Here is a 19,446-nt window from a genome sequence, read left to right on the forward strand (position 1 = left end):
TGTTCTTAACTTACGTCCGACCTGTTAAAATCGCTAGACAACTTCTGTGAAGCGCCCTTCTTTTCGAAGGACGCGGGCGAACTCGCCATCCTCCTGAATGGAGAAGACGAGGATCGGAATACCGTTTTCCCGGGCGAGAGAAATCGCCGCAGCATCCATGACTTTAAGATCCTTCGCCAGGACATCAAGGTGGCTCAGCGTCTGATAGCGCGTTGCGTCCTGATGCTCGCGCGGGTCCTTGTCATAGACGCCGTCCACATTGGTGCCTTTAAGGAGCGCATCGCATTTCATTTCCGCCGCCCGAAGGGCCGCGGCCGTGTCCGTCGTGAAATAGGGATTACCGGTGCCGGCCGCAAAGATCACGATCCGCCCCTTCTCCAGATGCCGCTCGGCGCGGCGGCGGATATAGGGCTCGCAGACCGCTGACATCGGGATGGCGGAAAGCACCCGGCTCGTCATGCCGAGGGCCTCGATCGCGTTCTGGAGCGCGAGGGAATTCATCACCGTCGCCAGCATCCCCATATAGTCGGCGCTGGAGCGATCCATGCCCTTGGCCGAGCCGGAAACGCCGCGGAAGATGTTCCCGCCGCCGACGACGACACACACCTCAACGCCCATTGCATGGGCCTCACCGATATCCTGGGCTATTCGGGAAACCGTTTCAACATCAATACCATATTGCTGGCTTCCGAGGAGAGCCTCCCCCGAACATTTCAGAAGCACCCTCTTGTAGCGAGGCGTAGTGGACATGTTTTTCCTTAAAACAAAGACCTAAGGGTAAGGGCGTGTGGCTGACAGCATACATAAAAAGTATGATTTGAAAAGCCGCGATGCGGGCATAAAAATATGGCGGCCCCGCGCGGAACCGCCATATCCCTTCCTCACATGCGATTATCAGCGTGCTGCAGCCGCAACTTCCGCCGCAAAATCGCTCTCTTCCTTCTCGATCCCCTCGCCAACCGCGAAGCGGGCCATGCCGGACACCGTGATCGGCTTGCCGATCTCCTTGGCGACCGCGTCAATGGCGGCCTTCACGGTGCTTTCGCCGTCGATCACGAAGGTCTGCTCGAGCAGGACGACGTCCTGGTAGAATTTGCTGAGACGGCCTTCGACCATCTTGGCGATAATCGCCTCCGGCTTGCCGGATTCCCGCGCCTGCTGCGAGAGAACCGCCCGCTCCCGCTCAACGGCCGCCGGATCGAGATCCGCGACGCTGATGGACTGCGGGTTGGTCGCCGCAATATGCATGGCGATCTGCTTGCCAAGTGCGGCCAGCTTCTCCGCATCGCCCTCACTCTCGAGTGCGACGAGAATGCCGATCTTGCCAAGGCCCTCGGCCACCGAGTTATGGACGTAAGAGGCAACCGCGCCCTTTGCGACACCCAGCTTCACGGCGCGGCGAAGCGCCATATTCTCACCAATGGTGGCAATCGACTCGGTCAGCTTTTCCTCGACCGAAATGGCGCCGCCCGGGAAGGCGCTTGCCTTGATCGCGTCAAGGTCATCGCCCTTTTCAAGGGCAACCGCGGCAATACCGCTGACCAGTGCCTGAAACTCATCATTGCGGCCGACGAAGTCGGTCTCGGCGTTCACCTCGACCATCGCGCCGCTCGTGCCGCTGACGACCACCGCAACGAGGCCTTCGGCCGCAACGCGGCCCGATTTCTTGGCGGCCGTTGCAAGACCCTTGGTCCGCAGCCAGTCGATCGCAGCTTCCATGTCGCCGTTGGTTTCCGTCAGCGCTTTCTTACAATCCATCATGCCGGCACCGGAAACGGTGCGCAATTCCTTCACAAGTGCCGCTGTAATCGCAGTCATAACCTATCCTCACATTCTGTTGCTTAAACGGGAAAGCGCCCCCGGCTCTCGCCGATATATAGGGGCGTTTCGCTCAGATTTAAGAGGCGGACGCGCCGGCGCCTTCTTCATCAGCAGACGAAGCTGCCTCGCCGCTCTCCTCCTCCGGCAGCTCTTCTTCCAGAAGAGGCGTCTCCGCCGCGCCGAGGTCGGTGCCCTGGCTCGACATTTCCATGGAGATACCGTCGATCACGGCCTGCTTGAAGAGGTCGCAGTAAAGGCTGATCGCGCGCAGCGCATCGTCGTTGCCCGGAACCGGATATGCGATTCCGTCGGGATCGGAGTTGCTGTCGAGGATGGCAACAACCGGGATACCCAGCTTGTTTGCTTCCTGAACGGCAAGCTCTTCCTTGTTGGTGTCGATGACGACGATGATGTTCGGCAGGCCGCCCATGTCCTTGATGCCGCCGAGCGCGCGCTCAAGCTTGTCGCGCTGACGGGTCATTTTGAGGACTTCCTTCTTGGTCAGGCCCGTATGCTCGCCGGCGAGCTGTTCTTCGAGCTTGCGGAGCTGCTTGATGGACTCAGAGACCGTCTTCCAGTTGGTCAGCATGCCGCCGAGCCAGCGGTGGTTGACATAGAACTGCGCGCACTGCTTGGCGCTTTCCGCAACCACGTCAGATGCCTGACGCTTGGTGCCGACGAAGAGGACACGGCCGCCCCCGGCAACAGTGTCGCGCACGGCTTTCAGCGCCTGATAGAGCATCGGCACGGTCTGCTGCAGGTCGAGAATGTGAATCTTGTTACGGGCGCCGAAAATATAGGGACCCATTTTCGGGTTCCAGCGGCGGGACTGGTGACCAAAGTGAACGCCTGCTTCCAGCAGCTGACGCATAGTAAAAGTTGGCAGAGCCATATCTGCAATCTCCTTTTCCGGTTGATCCTCCGCAGGCCGTGGTTCGCCGGACTATCCAACGAACACCGGAAGGCCGGGATCAACACAACCCCGCCCAAAGCCCGCGTGTGAAATTAACAGTCCGGTTGATATGCCGGACGGCGGCGCGATGCAAGGAAAAAATATCGAAAGACGCAGATTTCAGCGCCATTCGGGCAGGACCGCGTCCGTTCGCACGGCCGCCTCCTAGATATCATGCACATCGATGATGCCGGGCGTCGATTTCAGCGCCTGACGGACCGCAGGCGTGATATTCACCTGATCGGAGAGATCAAACTCGATCTCCCGCCCCTCCGTCTCCAGATTGAGGACGAGCGCGACCCGTCCCCGCCCGCGCCCGCCCTGCTTGAGGATGGCGGCAATATCATTGAGCGGCGTATCATCATTTGCAAACAGCCGCACCCCATCGGCGATATTGGCGGCGAGGCTCTCGAGCCGCTGCACGCTCTGCACCGTCAGGCGCGGCTGATCGCCATCGAGATTGCCGACAACGCGGAGCACGAGCGATTGCCCGACCACGAGCAGGTCGCGATATTTATCAAGCGTCTCGGCGAACATCGTCACCTCAAACGCGCCGCTGCTGTCGGAGAGCTGCACGAAGGCGAGCGGCTTGCCCTTGCGCGTTCTGAGCTCGCGCTTGCCCATCACCGTGCCGGCAAGCAGCCCGGCGCTTTCGCTAAGGCCGAGATTGGCGAGATAGCCCGCCGAGCTTCGCACCCCCGCCTTGTCGAGCGTGCTCTCCCACGAATCGAGCGGATGGCCGGAGAGATAGAAGCCGATGGCATCAAACTCCTGCTTCAGCTGGTCCATCGCGGTCCAGCGGGCAACGTTTGGCAGCGCGGGGCGCGTCACGACCGCTTCCGTCGCCGCCCCGAACAGGTTGACCTGACCGGAATCGCGCTCTTCCTCCGCCTGATGGGCATAGCGAAGCAGCGTCTCGATCGCAGCAAACACCTGGGCGCGGTGATCGAGTAGCGCATCGAACGCGCCGGCACGGACCAGATTTTCCGCCTGCCGTTTATTCATGTGACGCGGGTTGAGCCGGCCCGCGAAATCATAGAGATCCTTATAGGGCCCGTTTACCTCGCGCTCGCGGACAATGCCGGCCATGGCTTCGCGCCCGACGTTCTTGATGGCGGCAAGCGCGTAACGCACCGCGCCCTGATCGCCCTCGAACTCGACCGAGAACTCCACCTCCGACTTGTTGAGACAGGGCGGCAGGACGGGAATTTTCATGCGCTCCAGATCCTGGCGGAAGATATTGAGCTTGTCGGTATTGTTCATATCGAGGCTCATGGAGGCGGCCATGAATTCGACCGGGTAATTCGCCTTCAGCCATGCGGTGTGATAGGAGACAAGCGCGTAGGCCGCCGCATGCGACTTGTTGAAGCCATAGTTGGCGAATTTCGCGACCAGCTCGAAGATATGCGTCGCGTCTTTGGTTGGGATGCCTTTTTTCTTTGCGCCCGCCGCGAAGATAGCGCGCTGCTCATCCATCTCCGACTTGATTTTCTTGCCCATGGCGCGGCGCAGGAGATCGGCATCGCCAAGGCTGTAGCCCGCGAGCGTGCGGGCGATTTCCATCACCTGCTCCTGATAGATGATGACGCCATAGGTCTCTTTCAGCACCGGCTCGAGTTTCGGATGGAGATAGTCCGGCTCCTCCTCGCCATGCTTGCGGCGGATATAGGTCGGGATGTTCTCCATTGGTCCCGGCCGGTAGAGGGCGACGATGGCGATGATATCCTCAAAGGCGTCGGGGCGCATCTTGCGCAGCATGTCGCGCATGCCCGAACTTTCAAGCTGGAATATGCCGATGGTATCGCCGCTCGAGAGGAGCTTGAAAACCGCCGGGTCATCGAGCGGCACGCGAGCGTAGTCCACCTCGATGCCGCGGCGCGCGAGAAGGTCCTTCGCCCGGTCGAGCACGGTCAGCGTCTTGAGGCCGAGAAAGTCGAATTTCACCAGCCCCGCCGTCTCCGCATATTTCATCGAGAACTGCGTCACCGGCATATCGGAGCGCGGATCACGGTACAGCGGCACCAGCTCATCGAGCGGCCGGTCTCCGATCACGACGCCGGCCGCATGGGTCGAGGCGTGGCGATAGAGACCTTCGAGCTGCAACGCGATCTCGAGCAGCTTGGCGACCTCGGGGCTGTTCGCCCGCTCCTCGCGCAGGCGCGGCTCCATCTCGAGCGCTTGGCTCAAGGTGACAGGATTGGCCGGGTTGGCCGGGATCATCTTGCTGATCCGGTCGACCTGCCCATAGGGCATCTGCAGCACACGCCCGACGTCGCGCACCGCCGCCTTTGCCTGCAGCTTTCCGAAGGTGATGATCTGCGCCACCTGGTCGTGGCCATATTTCTGCTGCACGTAATGGATCACCTGCTCGCGCTTGTCCTGGCAGAAGTCGATATCGAAGTCCGGCATCGAGACGCGCTCGGGGTTCAGGAAGCGCTCGAACAGCAGGCCGAAGCGGATCGGATCGAGATCGGTGATGGTGAGCGCCCAGGCGACCAGCGAGCCCGCGCCCGAACCACGCCCCGGCCCCACCGGCACGTCATTTTCCTTCGACCACTGGATGAAGTCGGAAACGATCAGGAAGTAGCCGGGAAAGCCCATCTGGTTGATGACGCCGATCTCGTAATCGAGCCGTTCGGTATATTCCGCCCGCTTCGCCGCCCGCTCCGCCTCGCCCATTTCGGGCGTGAAGACCTCGTTGGCGAGCCGCGCCTCGAGCCCCTTCGTCGCCATGGCGGCAAGCTCGCCCGCCTCATCGCGCCCCTCGGCCGAATTGAAGGCCGGCAGGATCGGATCGCGCTTCGGCGCGGCGACGGCGCAGCGCCGGGCGATCACCAGCGTATTATCAATCGCTTCCGGCAGATCGGAGAAAAGCTCGACCATCTCCGCTTGCGATTTGAAGTAATGCTCAGGCGTGCGTTTTGGCCGGTCCTGATCGCCGACATATTTTCCCGCCGCGATACAGAGCAGCGCATCATGCGCCTCATACATGTCGCGGCGCGCAAAAAACACCTCATTGGTCGCGACGAGCGGAATATCGAGATCATAGGCGAGCTTGAGAAAACCGGGCTCGGTGCGCTTTTCAATGGCGAGCCCGTGCCGCTGGATCTCCATATAGAGGCGGCTTGGGAAAATCTCCATCAGCGCGCGCGCATAGCTTTTCGCCGCCGCCTCCTGATCCGCCGCGACAAGCCGCCCGAGCGGCCCGCCGACACCGCCGGTGAGGCAGAGGACTCCGTCCGAATGGCGGGCAAGAGAGGCGAGCGGCACCTGCGCCGTCTCGCCCGCATCGGTCTTGAGGAACGCCTCCGACGTCAGCTTCAGAAGGTTGTTATAGCCCGTCTCGTTCTGCGCCAGCAGCACCAGCGGATCGGGCTCCGGCCGCCGGCCGCTTCTGTCGACATCCTTCTCGCGCGAAATGGCAAGCTGGCATCCGATAATCGGCTGCACCCCGCCGCCCATCATGGCAAGCGAAAATTCCAGCGCGCCGAACATATTGCTGGTGTCGGTAATCGCCACCGCCGGCATTCCTTCCGCCTTGCAGAGCGCGAGCATTTCCTTCACCGACACCGCCCCTTCCGAGAGCGAGTAGGCGGAATGAACGCGCAAATGAACAAAGCGAAGCAAATTTTGCGAGGCAGGCAACAGCAGGTCTCCGGAAACTGATTTGAGCCGCCCCACTATGACATGTCCTTTCGCAAAGGTAAGGCCTTGACACTCCCTCTCCTGCTATTTTTTTTGTGATCCGGGCGCGGAGCGTGCCCCAGACGCGCCCCCGCGCGGTCAGTCAGCCGGCAAGACCTGCGACGATATCCGCCCAGAACACCATCATCCAGAGTGCGCCCGCAAACGCGCCGCCTTCCAGTCCGCCTTTAATGATTTGCTCGATCGTCATCAGAGTTCTCCTTTTGTTCTGAAGCGATAATGTTCTCATTATGTTCTTTTGTCAATCGTGATTTTTTAAGGAACACCAAGGAGGATTGCGAAGATGGATTTAGATCAGGAAAAGGAGCGCTGGAGATTGCGCGCCATACGCAATATCCGAACGCTCCGAAGTTCCGCGGTCCGCGCAATAAACGCGAGACCGCAGGCCTATCTCAGGCTTCAGCCCTCTTTCGTGAGCTCAAGAAACTCGTTGTAGGTCATCAGCTTCCAGGTCGTGTTTATCGGGTTGAGAGGAGATGCGGCGCCGATATGTTCGGGATAAAAAGCCGGCAGCGGAAAGCCTTTAGGCAGCGTGCTCACCGCCCTTTCCTTCGCGAACCTTTCATCGATCTGGACCGTCCAGCAGGGCAACCATTCGTAATTTTCGATCGCGTCGGGATCAATCTCCTCCCACAGTCCGGCTCCCTCACCTACGGGTATTGTAATGGTTTTAACTGGATAACTCTTTGACACACGCTTGAAATTCACAAGTGACGTCGCCTCCACGGCACACTGCCGCTCATGCCATCCGTCACTTTTCGCCGACAAGGCGAGCCGATTACCGTTCAGGTAGCGGAGCTTGACGCGCTTGTCACTGAACAGCTCGAACAACGCGTCGAGACGGTTTTCAAAGATCTTGCAAGGATCCTTCTCGCTCGCATTTTTCTTCCCGAGCGCTTCCTTTACCGCGGTGATAATGTCCGTTATATCCTCCGGATTTTCGAGGACGCAGATGTTGGCGGCCGGCGTCCCGCAATATTTAACGGAATTCTCGAGCCGCTTGTCCAGCTTCTCCGCCGTCAGGGAAAGCGGGTCGCCCTCGCTCGTCAACAGCTCACTCACATCGATCATACCCCGTTCATCAAGACGCACGAGCAATGTCACAATGAGCGGTGCCTCGCCCAGCACATAGGGCAGTTGCAGATTCACCAAAAGCGCTTCGGAAGGCTTGACCAGATTAAGTAAATACGCGTCGGCTTTGACCGCGAGCGCCGCGACGTTATTGGTCATAAATTCGGACTCTTGCGAAAATATGCAGTCAAACAGCGGCATTTTGCGCAAATAGTCGAAAATAAGTTCCGAACGGCATTTCTTCGACGTGTCGCCTTTGGTCATCAGCAAAAACTCGGCGAGCTTGCCCCGATACGCCTCCTCGTCTTCCTTTTTTAACAGATCAAGCATGTCAGAGAGACAGGTCGAGATCGTTCGCGTCGGAATGAGATGCCCGCCGTTCACAACGCAGGCCATATTGTACTGCATCCGCGGCAGCTGATCCTCCTCCTTCTCATCCCCGAGGAAGAAAGTACCGAACTCAATATCGGTATAGGACGGCATCGTAATGTCCGCCGCCTCGACAGATTCGACGTGCATGTCGACCTTGTCTTTCGGCAGCCGTTTGGTTGAAACAATAACGCTCGCCGGATCGATGACGCTGAAAATTTCGTCGATATCATCGCGTGTCAACTTCAACCGCTTGAGATAGCTCCAGAACAGCGCGTCCGTCCTCGCACCGAGAACCTTGGCCTTGCCGTGCTTCACAATCGCCCGCAGGAGACTGTCCGGCGACCACTGGTCCCGATCATCGGAATATTGGAAACTGATTTCGAATAGTCCGTTTCGTTTCTGGACGGATTTCAAGACGCTGAGTGGAAATAATTTGTAAATTTCCGTTTCACGTTGAGTGGTCGTGTTCAATTCAAAGAGACGGGTCAGATCATCGTTATCCACGACGGCCTTGGAGCCGGCGAGAAACGGCGTCATAATCTCATATTTTTTCACATTCATGAGCATCGACGGCCCGCCGGACTTCTCCAGATCGAGCATTCGTTTGATGTTGAAGCGGTCCTCCATGCCAAACAGCGCATCCTGCGTAAAGACAGTGCGTTTAGCGAGGTAATACAGGTTTTTGCGGAACTGACGGGCTACCGTCCTGCCCGAAAATGCTGAAAGTTGTTTTCCAGACATAATCGCCTCCAGAGGAATAAAAAGAGACCTCTAGATGCGCATGATTTGAGAATGTTCAACTTAAAAGTGCATAAATTTACATCAAAACGCGCGCGTCTCATATCTCTGCATGACAATGGGGAAATTCAGGAACAACGACCGGAACTGAGGCCCCGTGCGGCTATTCTTCCACCAGCTGATGATCCCGGACACGAATGATCCGGTCCATACGGCGGGCGAGATCGATGTTGTGGGTGGCGACGAGTGCGGCCGTCCCGCGTTCGCGCGTGATATCAAGGAAATGGCGAAACACCATTTCGGCCGTCTGCTCATCGAGATTGCCCGTCGGTTCATCCGCCAGCAGGACTTTCGGATTATTGGCAAGTGCCCGCGCAATCGCGACGCGCTGCTGCTCCCCGCCGGAGAGTTTGGCGGGCCGGTGCGAGAGCCGCGCCTCCAGCCCCATCTGGACAAGAAGCGCACGCGCCCACGTCCGCGCTTCCGCCTTTGCAATCCCGGCAATCAGCATCGGCATCATCACATTCTCAAGCGCCGAAAATTCGGGCAGCAGATGATGAAACTGGTAGACGAAACCGATCCTGTCGCGGCGGACGGCGGTCCGCTTGCTGTCGCGCGCGTGGCTGCAATCGATCCCGTCGATACGCACGGTGCCGCTGCTCGGCGGCTCAAGCAGCCCGGCGATATGCAGAAGCGTCGACTTCCCTGATCCGGACGGACCAAGCAGTGCGACGATTTCCCCTTGCCGAAGCGTCAGATTGACATTTTCCAGCACCGTCAGCCGCGCCTGTCCCTGGACATAGACGCGGCTGACATTTTCAAGCTGCAGGACTGCCTCACTCATAGCGGAGCGCCTCCACCGGATCGAGCCGCGCCGCGCGCCACGACGGATAGAGCGTCGCAAGCAGCGAGAGAACAAGCGCCATGATCACGACGACCGTCACTTCGGAGGGATCCACCTTGGCCGGCAGATGCGAGAGGAAATAAATTTCCGCCGAGAACAGCTCGGCGCCTGTCAGCCCTTCGATCAACTCTTTGATGCGGTCAATATTGGCGCAGAAACCAAGCCCGAGCAGGAAGCCGAACAAGGTGCCGACGACGCCGACGCTCGCCCCGGAAATGAAGAAGACACGCATGATCATCCCCCGCGTTGCGCCCATGGTCCGTAGGATGGCGATGCTCCGCCCCTTGTCCTTCACCAGCATGATCATGCTCGAGATAATATTGAAGGCAGCGACAAGGATGATGAGCGTCAGGATCAGGAACATGACGTTGCGCTCAACCTGCAGGGCGTTGAAAAAACTCGCGCGCGACTGCTGCCAGTCATAGACGAAAGCGCGCACATCAATCGCCTGGATGACCGCGCTCCGGATCCGGAGCGCCTGTTCGGGATCTTCGGCGAAGATTTCAAGCGCCGTCACCCCCTCCCCGGTGCGAAAGTAATTCTGCGCGGCCGCGAGCGACATATAGACATAGCCGCTGTCATATTCATACATACCGGTATCAAAAAGAGCCGCAACGTCATAGGTCTTGACCCGCGGCATAGTGCCGAAGGCGGTCGGCGTCCCGGCCGCCGAGATCAGCTTCACCTTGTCGCCCGCGCCAACGCCAAGCGTGCGCGCCAGTCGATAGCCGAGCACGACGGATTCATTCTCGCCGAACGTCTCGAGCGATCCCTCGATGAGCCCCTCCGATATCACGGTGAGCGCCGCGATATCTTCGGGCGTGATGCCGCGCACGAGCGCCCCGCTCGCCTCCTTGCCCGACGCCATCACCTGCCCCTCGACGATCGGGGTGACACGCACCACCTCCGGAATGGCCGAGAGCCGCGTGATCAGGCGTGGATAGTCGGTCAGCGTTTCCTCGGCCGGGGCGCGCACTTCGTAATGACCGTTCAGACCCAGAATGCGATCCAGCAGTTCGGCGCGAAAGCCGTTCATCACCGACATGACGATAATCAGCGTCGCGACGCCAAGACCGATCCCGAGAAAGGAGAAAATGGCGATGACGGAAATAAACCCTTCCTGCCGCCGGGCCCGAAGGTAGCGGAGCGCCATCATCCATTCAAAGCGGGAAAACACTAGGCCCGGCCCGCCAGCAGGTTGAGCGCGGCCTCAAACGAAAGCTCCTGCTTCTCGCCGCTGGCGCGGTTTTTGATCTCCACCATGCCCGCCGCAACGCCGCGCGGACCGATCACCGCCTGCCAGGGCAGGCCGATCAGATCCATCTTGGCGAATTTCTCGCCGCCGCGCCCGGCGGTGTCGTCATAGAGCAGCTCGATGCCGGCGGCCGTCAGCTTCGCGTAGAAATCCTCGCACGCCGCGTCGCACGCGCCATCCCCGGATTTGAGATTGATCAGCCCGACCTTGAAGGGGGCAACGCTTTCCGGCCAGATGATGCCCGCCTCGTCATGGCTCGCCTCGATGATGCCGCCCACCAGCCGCGAAACGCCAATGCCGTAGGAGCCCATGGAGACGGTCACTTCCTTGCCGTCCGGGCCGGTGACCACCGCGCCCATGGGCTTTGAATATTTATCGCCGAAATGGAAGATATGCCCGACCTCGATGCCGCGGCGGGAGACGAGATCCTCCGGCGCCACATCGCAGTTTGCGGGATCATGCATATCATCGGCGGCCGCGTAGAACTGCGTCCACTCATCCACGACCGCCTGCAACTCGTCCGCGCTGTAGCTCTCCTTCTGCGGCGTCTCGAGATCTAGCAGGCCCTTGTGATAGAACACCTCGCTCTCGCCCGTATCGGCAAGGACAATGAACTCATGCGAGAGATCGCCGCCGATCGGTCCGGTATCCGCGCGGAGCGGAATGGCTTTGAGGCCGAGGCGCGCAAATGTCTTGAGATACGCCACGAACATATTATTGTAAGCCGTTCGTGCGCCTTCATAATCCAGATCGAACGAATAGGCGTCCTTCATCAGGAATTCGCGCCCGCGCATGATCCCGAAACGCGGCCGGACCTCATCGCGGAATTTCCACTGGATATGATAGAGATTGAGCGGCAGGTTCTTGTAGCTTTTGATATGCGAGCGGAAAATATCCGTCACCTGCTCCTCATTCGTCGGCCCGTAGAGCATATCGCGCTCATGGCGGTCGGTGATGCGCAGCATTTCCTTGCCGTAATCATCATACCGCCCCGATTCCCGCCAGAGATCCGCCGGTTGTAGCGTCGGCATCAGGATTTCGAGCGCGCCCGCCCGGTTCTGCTCCTCACGCACGACCTGTTCGATATTCTTCAAAACGCGATAGCCGAGCGGCAGCCAGCTATAAATTCCGGCCGAGGATTGCTGGATCATTCCAGCCCGCAGCATCAGCCGGTGCGAGACGATCTGTGCCTCTTTCGGGTCTTCCTTGAGGGTCGGGAGAAAAAAACGGGATAGACGCATCAGGGCCTCGGTTCGTATCGGATTGTGATTTCAGTTTCCCGACTTTTACCGGGATTTGCAGAGATTGCAAGGCCTCCGCTCATGGATAGCGTTTGCGACATTCAACCGCAATCGCATTGAGCGCGGGATCGGCGAGCTCCTCATCATTAAAATACATCCGCCCGCTCGCCATGTCGTATTGAATGGCGCCGACAAAGGCATCTGCATTTGAAAGCTTCGGATTATGATTTACCAGCAAGTCATTGAGAGGTATCGATAAATAAATAAATATCCGCTCCGGTATCACGATCTCGTCGCCCCCGACATCCGCCGGGGCGACGGGGCGGCCGTGAACATCCATGCCGGCCTTGTAGGCGACGTCGGGCGCCGCCAGATGCCGGGCGATCCTGTCGCAGTCGCTCCGCGAGACCGTCAGCCGGACATCGGCAGCCCATGCGCTCTCAATAGTGAGCAGCCCGAGACAGGCCACTGCAAGAGAGCGGGCGATCATCTCTCACCTCGCCTGGAAATAGGCGCGCAGATCAAACACATCGAGATCGACGGCAACCCAGATGGCGGCGAAGATGATACAGGTCACCAGAGTGGTGATCGCAAACCTCGTCCAGATTTTCGGCTTTACCGGCGCGCTCTCCGCAGTGCCCGGAACAATCGGCTCGTCCTCCTCGCCCTGCGGGCGGACGCCCCACGGCAGCACCATGAAGAGAACGAGCATCCAGGTTACCAGAAAGACGACGACGCTGCCGATGATAGACATGAGCTATACCTGTTCGAGTTCAACCAGGGTTCCGTTGAAATCCTTCGGGTGGAGGAATAGAACCGGCTTCTTGTGGGCGCCGATTTTCGGCTCGCCATCGCCAAGGATCGTTGCCCCCTGCGCCTTCAGATGATCGCGGGCGGCGATGATATCCTCGACCTCATAGCAGACGTGATGCATGCCGCCAGATTTGTTCTTGGCGAGAAAGCCGGCGATCGGCGAATTGTCGCCAAGCGGATGCAGAAGTTCGATCTTCGTATTGTCGAGCTCGACAAAAACCACGGTAACGCCATGATCGGGTTCCGCCTGCGGCGCACTCACCTTGGCGCCGAGGGTATCGCGATACACCGCCGCCGCCGCCTCAAGATCCGGCACCGCAATCGCGACATGGTTCAAACGTCCAATCATCTTCCACCTTCCTTATTCATCGTCAAATCTGATTACATATATATCGGTCACCGGGCGCCGCCCGGCAAGTCTTCGAAAAACCCGGCGCACGGCATTATGCGCTGTTTCCTCAACTTTTCCATCATCCAGTCGGTCGCTGCGCGCCAATTGGCTGTGGCTTGTCATGATCTGGTCGATCAGTTCCCGCTGCAACTGCGGAAAATGGTCTTCATCAACGACGCCGCGCTGGCGGATTATCGGATCTTCCGTGATCTGGCCCTTTTCATTGACGAGGACCACGGCGCTGACCGACCCGTTATAGACAAGCCGCCGCCGCGTCGTCAGAAATTCGCCGTCGAGCGGTGTCAGCCCGCCCGCATCGACCGCCAGCCGGCCGGACGGAACGTCGGCGATGATTTCGGCCGGCGCCGGCGCAAGGCGCAGCACGTTGCCGTTGGTGATCTCGATCGCCTGCGGCACGCCAAGTGACAGCGCAAGCTCGCAGTGGGCGCGGATATGACGCGCCTCTCCATGTACGGGAATCGCGATATCGGGCTTCACAATGCCATACATATCGGTCAGTTCCTCGCGCGCCGGATGGCCGGAAACATGAACAAATTCATCGGCTTCCGTGATGACGTTAATCCCGCTTTCGGTGAGCAGGTTATGCAGCCCGTAAAGCGGCTTCTCGTTGCCCGGGATAACTTTTGAGGAGAAAATAACCGTGTCCCCGGCGGAGAGCGTGATATGCGGATGCTCGCCGCGCGCAATGCGCGCCATCGCGCCGCGCGGCTCGCCCTGGCTGCCCGTGCAGAGAAGCAGCAGCTTGTCGCGCGGGATATGCTCCGCGTCCCTTTCATCAATAAAAGGCGGCAAATCATTGAGATATCCGACTTTTTTCGCAGCATCCGTCATCCGGTGCAGCGATCTGCCGACAAGCACGACATGCCGGTCGTTGCGCTCTGCCACCTTCGCGATCGTCTTGAGGCGGGCAATATTCGAGGCAAAAGTGGTGACTGCGACGCGGCCTGAGGGGATCTCCTGCAGCAGGCTGTCGAGGCTGTTCTGCACGGCAAGCTCGGAGCCGGAGACGCCTTCCTTGAACACGTTGGTCGAATCGCACACCATTGCAAGGACCCCGCCTTCGGAGACCCGCGCCATCTTGGAAAGATTACTCGCCGGGCCGACCACCGGATCGGGATCGAGCTTCCAGTCGCCGCTGTGCAGCACCCGCCCGAAAGGCGTCGTGATCATCAGCGCCTGCATTTCCGGAATGCTGTGGGTGAGATCGACAAAATCGATCCGGAACTCGCCAAGCGCCATGGAGCTGCCGGCGGCAACCACATTCACCTCGACCTCATTCTCCAGTCCCTCCTCCGCCAGTTTGAGGGTGAGGATCTCGGCCGTGAACGGGCTGGTGTAGACGGGGCAGCGAAACTGTGGCCAGAGCCTTGCGACCGCCCCCACATGATCCTCATGCGCATGGGTCACGATGATGCCGAGCAGATCCTCGCGCCGCTCCGCAATCCAGCCGGCGTCGGGAACAATCACATCAATTCCGGGCGCCCGGTCATCGGCGAAGGAAATCCCGCAGTCGATCATCAGCCACTTGCCGTTACAGCAATAGAGGTTGAGGTTCATGCCGATTTCCCCGCTCCCGCCAAGGGGCAGGAAATAGAGGCCTTGCTTCAGCTTCTGGTCGAGTTTCGTCATGTTGCCATCGGCTTGTTAAGATAGAAAATCTCGACAAGTCCGGCGAGGGTGAGATCGGGATCGACGAAATCGAAAATATCCGTGCCCTTGTCAAAAAGCACGGCAAGGCCACCGGTCGCGACGATTTTGAGATTTTCGCCATATTCGGCACGGATGCGCGCGACCAGCCCCTCGATCATCGCGACATAGCCCCAGTAAATCCCCGACTGCATGCATTCGAGCGTGTTCTTGCCGATCACCCGGCCGGGCTTCTCGACGGCGATGCGCGGCAGTTTCGCCGCGGCGCGGTGCAAGGCATCGAGGCTGAGATTGACGCCGGGCGCGATGACGCCACCGATATAGTTGCCATCCGCATCCACCACATCGAGCGTCGTTCCGGTGCCGAAATCGACGACGATCAGCGGGCCGCCATAGCGGATATGCGCCGCAACCGCATCGACGAGCCGGTCCGCGCCCGCTTCCGCCGGCGTGTCGATCATCGGCTTCATGCCAAGATCGACCCCTTCCTCGCCGATCACCAGGGGCGAGACGCCGAAATAGCGGCGACAGAAGCCGCGGATGTTGAACAGCGTCTCGGGAACGACGGTGGCGACGATTACATCGGTGATATCGGCGAGCTTCATATTGTCGAGCGCCATCGCCTGGCTCATCAGAACGCCATATTCCTCCGCCGTGCGCGAGCCCGACGTGGCGATCCGCCACTGCTGCACCATTTCCCGCCCCTGAAAAGCCGCGCAGGTGATATTGGTATTTCCGACATCCACCGCCAGTAACATATACTCCTCCTGTGTTTAATCGGCACGGGGCGAGAGGAACACCTCTCCCGCCGTTATCAGCCGTTTTTCTTGCGGCCCGAGTTCCAGTATCAATGCTCCCGTCCGGTCAAGCCCGGCGAACGTCCCGTGCAGGGTCTCACTCGCAAGACGGACCGTGATCGGCTCTCCGATCCCTGTCGCATGCGCCAGCCATTCCTGACGCACAGCGTCGAACCCGTGCTGGCGCCACTGCATATAGAGTTCCAAAATGGCGTGGGCATAGGCGGACAGCAACTCTTCAACGCGCAAATTTGCGCCGGCCTCAAAAAGTGACGTCGCGGCGAGGCCGTCGGTCTTTTCCGGGTAGCTTGCGATATTGATCCCGGTGCCGATGATAACATAATCCATCCGGCCATCGGAGCGCATCTTGCTTTCCAGAAGGATGCCGGCGCATTTGCGTCGGTTGATCAGGATATCATTCGGCCATTTAAGCTCGAGTGGAATATCCGGCGCCAGAAAGCCGGCAATTGCCTTGCGGATCGCCAATGCCACGAGAAATGAGAGCCGCGCCGCCTCGGCCGGTTCGCAGTCAGGACGGAGGATCAGCGAGCAGTAGAGATTTCCCTCCGGACTGGACCAGGAGCGACCGCGCCGGCCGACCCCCTGCTCCTGCCGGCGAGCCCAGATGAGCGCCCCCTCTCCCATGCCTGCATCGGCCATCTTGCGCGCCTCGACATTGCTGCTGCCCACGCTTTCAAAGGCAAAAAGCCTGAAGAACGGGGGCAGATCAACAATACCGCTGGCCGCTGGCGTCACGGGAACAGCACGGCCGCCGCGGCCGAGGCGCTGTCAAGAAGCGGGCCCGGGAACACGACGAAGAGCGCGACGAAGAGCCCCGCGACCGTCATGACAAAGGACTGGATCCGTCCGCTCGGCTCAAAGCCTTCCGCCGCGTCATCGAAATAGATGATCTTGACGATCCTGAGATAATAGTAGGCGCCAACCACCGATGTTACCAGACCGATCACGGCGAGCGGAACAAGCCCTGCATTGATCGCCGCAACGAAGATATAAAACTTGCCGAAGAAGCCGGCGAGCGGCGGAATGCCGGCAAGGCTGAACATGAACAGCAGGAAGGCGAGCGCCATATAGGGCCGCGTCTTGCTGAGGCCGGCGAGCTGGTAGATATCCTCGACCATGCCGTCACGGTGGCGCATCGAGAGAATGCAGGCGAAGGTGCCGATATTCATGACAACATAGATCGCCATGTAGATCAGAACGCCCCGCACCCCTTCTTCGGTGCCGGCGGCAAGGCCGATCAGCGCGTAGCCGACATGACCAATCGAGGAATAGGCCATTAGCCGCTTGATATTCTTCTGGTTGATCGCGGCAAAGGCGCCGAGGATCATCGAGGCGATGGAGATAAAGACGATGATCTGCTGCCACTGGTCGACCAACTCGCCAAACGGCGAGATAAAGACGCGAAGGAACAGCGCAATGGCGGCAACCTTCGGCGCGGCGGCAAAGAAGTTGGTGACCGGCGTCGGCACCCCTTCATAGACGTCGGGCGTCCACATATGGAAGGGCACCGCCGAGACCTTGAAGGCAAGACCGGCGATCAGGAACACGATGCCGATCAGCAGGCCGACCTCGATAGCCGGGCCGCCCGGGGCGAAGGAGTTCGCCAGCAGGTCGAAATTCGTCGTGCCGGTAAAGCCGTAGATGAGCGAGACGCCGTAGAGCAGCAAGCCGGACGATAGCGCGCCGAGCACGAAATACTTCAGGCCCGCTTCCGTCGAGCGAATGCTGTCGCGCTTGTAGGCTGCGGTGATATAGAGCGAGAGGCTCATCAGCTCGATGCCGACATAAAGGCTCATCAGGTCGTTCGCCGAGACGATCATCATCATGCCGATGGTGGCAATGATGATCAGGATCGGAAACTCGAACCGTTCGATTTTTTCGCGCCGGTTATAGTCGATCGCCATAACGATCGCGAAAGCGGAGGAGCCGAGGCAGAGGATCTTCATGAAAATGCCGAACGCGTCGTCGCGATAGAGCCCGCCGAAGGCCGTGACACTGCTCTCCCCGTCAAGCTGGACGAGGAACGCCGTCACCGCGAGCGCAATGACCGACAGCCAGCCGATCAGCGTTGTCGATCCATTTCCGCGAAACGCTCCAATCATCAGCAGCGCAAGGGCCGTCAACGCGAGGAAGATTTCCGGAAGTGCGATTGAAAAATCAGGCAAAACCATTTCTTTAAACCTATCTACCTGGACGCATTGATGACTGATTGCCCGGCTTCGATCGCCGCCTCATGATGTTCCATCAGATTGAGAACGGAGGCATGCATGACATCCAGGAACGGCTCGGGATAGATGCCGATCCAGAATGCAACGATCACCAGCGGCGCGAATATCAGCAGCTCGCGCCGCCCGACATCCATGATGTTTTTGAGATCTTCCTTCACCAGTTCGCCAAAGACGACCCGGCGATAAAGCCAGAGGCTGTAGGTCGCGCTCAGGATCACGCCGATGGTCGCGAAAACCGCAACCGTCGTGTTGACCTGATAGGTCCCGACGAGGATCAGGAATTCGCCAACGAATCCGCTCGTGCCCGGCAGGCCGATGGTGGCCATGGTGAAGATCATGAAGATCAGCGCGTATTTCGGCATCCGGTGGACAAGGCCGCCGTAACGCGCAATCTCGCGCGTGTGCAGGCGGTCATAGATGACGCCGACGCAGAGGAAGAGCGCGCCCGAGACAATACCGTGACTGATCATCTGCAGGATGCCGCCCTCCAGCCCCTGCTGGGTGAAGGTGAAGACACCGATGGTGATAAAGCCCATATGCGCGACCGATGAATAGGCGATCAGCTTCTTCATATCCTTCTGCACGAGCGCGACCAGCGAGGTGTAGATGATGGCGATGGCGCTAAGCGCAAAGACAAGCGGCGCGAAATAGACCGAGGCTTCCGGGAACATCGGGATCGAGAACCGCAGGAAGCCGTAGCCGCCCATCTTCAGGAGGACGCCGGCCAGGATAACCGAGCCCGCCGTCGGCGCCTGAACATGCGCATCGGGCAGCCAGGTATGCACTGGCCACATCGGCACCTTGACCGCAAAAGAGGCGAAGAAGGCGAGCCACAGCCAGAACTGCAGGTTGCTGTCGAAGTTATAGGCGATCAGCGTCGGGATATCCGTCGTTCCGGCGATGAAATACATCGCAATCATCGCCGCCAGCATCAGCACCGATCCGAGCAGCGTATAGAGGAAAAACTTGAAGCTCGCGTAGACCCGGTCATTGCCGCCCCAGACGCCGATGATCAGGAACATCGGGATCAGGCCGCCTTCGAAGAACAGGTAGAACAGCACCATGTCGAGGGCGCAGAAAACACCGATCATTAGCGTTTCCATGAACAGGAACGCGATCATATATTCGCGCACCCGGACCGTGATCGCGTCCCAGCTCGCCAGAATGCAAAGCGGCATCAGGAAGGTGGTCAGGATCACGAACAGCATCGAAATGCCGTCGACGCCCATATGATAGTTGATGTTGCCGCCCAGCCACTCGGCCTTTTCGACGAACTGGAAGTCTGCCGTGCTGTTATCGAAATTGATCCAGATAAACAGCGAAATCACAAAAGTGAACAGCGTCGTCCAGAGCGTCACCCAGCGGGCGTTGCGGGCAGCAGACTCCGACTTGGCGCTGGTCAGGAGGATAAGTGCCACCCCGACCAGTGGCAAGAAGGTCACTGTTGATAAGATTGGCCAATCAAGCAT

General features: G+C 59.3%; 16 protein-coding genes. All 16 read right to left on the minus strand.

The window, feature by feature from the left end; translation table 11 throughout:
* Nucleotides 1–33: 33 nt before the first annotated feature.
* The 16 genes from pyrH to V7Z56_RS09840 all read right to left on the minus strand — a co-directional run bounded on the left by pyrH (nt 34) and on the right by V7Z56_RS09840 (nt 19,446).
* A complete protein-coding gene (pyrH, locus tag V7Z56_RS09765) occupies nt 34–750 on the minus strand; it encodes a UMP kinase (protein WP_334129234.1) in 717 nt (238 codons plus the stop codon).
* Between the two features lie 144 nt (nt 751–894).
* Entirely contained in the window at nt 895–1,818 is a 924-nt protein-coding gene (tsf, locus tag V7Z56_RS09770; protein ID WP_334129235.1) for a translation elongation factor Ts, read from the minus strand.
* 79 nt (nt 1,819–1,897) lie between these two features.
* Nucleotides 1,898–2,713 (minus strand): 30S ribosomal protein S2, encoded by an 816-nt coding sequence (gene rpsB / locus V7Z56_RS09775; protein WP_334129236.1) that lies wholly within the window; start codon nt 2,711–2,713, stop codon nt 1,898–1,900.
* A gap of 225 nt (nt 2,714–2,938) precedes the next feature.
* Nucleotides 2,939–6,418 (minus strand): DNA polymerase III subunit alpha, encoded by a 3,480-nt coding sequence (dnaE, locus tag V7Z56_RS09780; RefSeq protein ID WP_334129237.1) that lies wholly within the window; start codon nt 6,416–6,418, stop codon nt 2,939–2,941.
* A 459-nt stretch (nt 6,419–6,877) separates the two neighbouring features.
* On the minus strand, nt 6,878–8,662 hold the full coding sequence (locus V7Z56_RS09785; protein WP_334129238.1) for a hypothetical protein: 1,785 nt from the start codon (nt 8,660–8,662) through the stop codon (nt 6,878–6,880).
* 160 nt (nt 8,663–8,822) lie between these two features.
* Nucleotides 8,823–9,503 (minus strand): ABC transporter ATP-binding protein, encoded by a 681-nt coding sequence (locus V7Z56_RS09790; RefSeq protein WP_334129239.1) that lies wholly within the window; start codon nt 9,501–9,503, stop codon nt 8,823–8,825.
* On the minus strand, nt 9,496–10,719 hold the full coding sequence (locus V7Z56_RS09795) for a lipoprotein-releasing ABC transporter permease subunit (protein WP_443023786.1): 1,224 nt from the start codon (nt 10,717–10,719) through the stop codon (nt 9,496–9,498). Before V7Z56_RS09795 ends, V7Z56_RS09790 begins: the two co-directional genes overlap by 8 nt.
* Nucleotides 10,720–10,739: 20 nt before the next feature.
* Nucleotides 10,740–12,059 (minus strand): proline--tRNA ligase, encoded by a 1,320-nt coding sequence (gene proS, locus V7Z56_RS09800; protein WP_334129241.1) that lies wholly within the window; start codon nt 12,057–12,059, stop codon nt 10,740–10,742.
* Nucleotides 12,060–12,138: 79 nt separating this feature from the next.
* The gene (locus V7Z56_RS09805; protein ID WP_334129242.1) at nt 12,139–12,549 is read right to left on the minus strand and encodes a hypothetical protein; all 411 of its coding nucleotides are present in this window, start codon (nt 12,547–12,549) and stop codon (nt 12,139–12,141) included.
* A gap of 3 nt (nt 12,550–12,552) precedes the next feature.
* Nucleotides 12,553–12,813, minus strand: coding sequence for a DUF1467 family protein (locus tag V7Z56_RS09810; RefSeq protein ID WP_334129243.1), 261 nt, complete (start codon nt 12,811–12,813; stop codon nt 12,553–12,555).
* Nucleotides 12,814–12,816: 3 nt separating this feature from the next.
* Nucleotides 12,817–13,221 (minus strand): methylmalonyl-CoA epimerase, encoded by a 405-nt coding sequence (gene mce / locus V7Z56_RS09815; RefSeq protein WP_334129244.1) that lies wholly within the window; start codon nt 13,219–13,221, stop codon nt 12,817–12,819.
* Nucleotides 13,222–13,233: 12 nt separating this feature from the next.
* Nucleotides 13,234–14,913, minus strand: a complete 1,680-nt coding sequence (locus V7Z56_RS09820; RefSeq protein WP_334129245.1) for a ribonuclease J — start codon at nt 14,911–14,913, stop codon at nt 13,234–13,236.
* Nucleotides 14,910–15,689 carry a type III pantothenate kinase gene (locus V7Z56_RS09825; protein ID WP_334129246.1) on the minus strand — a complete coding sequence of 260 codons (780 nt, stop codon included), beginning with the start codon at nt 15,687–15,689 and terminating at the stop codon, nt 14,910–14,912. The genes V7Z56_RS09820 and V7Z56_RS09825 overlap by 4 nt, the downstream gene beginning before the upstream one ends.
* Nucleotides 15,690–15,704: 15 nt before the next feature.
* Nucleotides 15,705–16,484 carry a biotin--[acetyl-CoA-carboxylase] ligase gene (locus V7Z56_RS09830; RefSeq protein WP_334129247.1) on the minus strand — a complete coding sequence of 260 codons (780 nt, stop codon included), beginning with the start codon at nt 16,482–16,484 and terminating at the stop codon, nt 15,705–15,707.
* Entirely contained in the window at nt 16,481–17,920 is a 1,440-nt protein-coding gene (gene nuoN, locus V7Z56_RS09835; protein WP_443023776.1) for an NADH-quinone oxidoreductase subunit NuoN, read from the minus strand. Before nuoN ends, V7Z56_RS09830 begins: the two co-directional genes overlap by 4 nt.
* Nucleotides 17,921–17,934: 14 nt before the next feature.
* A complete protein-coding gene (locus tag V7Z56_RS09840) occupies nt 17,935–19,446 on the minus strand; it encodes an NADH-quinone oxidoreductase subunit M (RefSeq protein WP_334129249.1) in 1,512 nt (503 codons plus the stop codon).

Source organism: Sneathiella sp. (genome assembly GCF_036844445.1).
Classification (GTDB): Bacteria; Pseudomonadota; Alphaproteobacteria; order Sneathiellales; family Sneathiellaceae; genus Sneathiella.

What these genes read in the sequence shown, in the direction of transcription:
- pyrH (WP_334129234.1), bottom strand. Translation starts at nt 750, where the DNA reads ATGTCCACTACGCCTCGCTACAAGAGGGTGCTTCTGAAATGTTCGGGG.
- tsf (WP_334129235.1), bottom strand. Translation starts at nt 1,818, where the DNA reads ATGACTGCGATTACAGCGGCACTTGTGAAGGAATTGCGCACCGTTTCC.
- rpsB (WP_334129236.1), bottom strand. Translation starts at nt 2,713, where the DNA reads ATGGCTCTGCCAACTTTTACTATGCGTCAGCTGCTGGAAGCAGGCGTT.
- V7Z56_RS09785 (WP_334129238.1), bottom strand. Translation starts at nt 8,662, where the DNA reads ATGTCTGGAAAACAACTTTCAGCATTTTCGGGCAGGACGGTAGCCCGT.
- V7Z56_RS09790 (WP_334129239.1), bottom strand. Translation starts at nt 9,503, where the DNA reads ATGAGTGAGGCAGTCCTGCAGCTTGAAAATGTCAGCCGCGTCTATGTC.
- V7Z56_RS09795 (WP_443023786.1), bottom strand. Translation starts at nt 10,719, where the DNA reads ATGATGGCGCTCCGCTACCTTCGGGCCCGGCGGCAGGAAGGGTTTATT.
- proS (WP_334129241.1), bottom strand. Translation starts at nt 12,059, where the DNA reads ATGCGTCTATCCCGTTTTTTTCTCCCGACCCTCAAGGAAGACCCGAAA.
- V7Z56_RS09805 (WP_334129242.1), bottom strand. Translation starts at nt 12,549, where the DNA reads ATGATCGCCCGCTCTCTTGCAGTGGCCTGTCTCGGGCTGCTCACTATT.
- V7Z56_RS09810 (WP_334129243.1), bottom strand. Translation starts at nt 12,813, where the DNA reads ATGTCTATCATCGGCAGCGTCGTCGTCTTTCTGGTAACCTGGATGCTC.
- mce (WP_334129244.1), bottom strand. Translation starts at nt 13,221, where the DNA reads ATGATTGGACGTTTGAACCATGTCGCGATTGCGGTGCCGGATCTTGAG.
- V7Z56_RS09820 (WP_334129245.1), bottom strand. Translation starts at nt 14,913, where the DNA reads ATGACGAAACTCGACCAGAAGCTGAAGCAAGGCCTCTATTTCCTGCCC.
- V7Z56_RS09825 (WP_334129246.1), bottom strand. Translation starts at nt 15,689, where the DNA reads ATGTTACTGGCGGTGGATGTCGGAAATACCAATATCACCTGCGCGGCT.
- nuoN (WP_443023776.1), bottom strand. Translation starts at nt 17,920, where the DNA reads ATGGTTTTGCCTGATTTTTCAATCGCACTTCCGGAAATCTTCCTCGCG.
- V7Z56_RS09840 (WP_334129249.1), bottom strand. Translation starts at nt 19,446, where the DNA reads ATGCTTGATTGGCCAATCTTATCAACAGTGACCTTCTTGCCACTGGTC.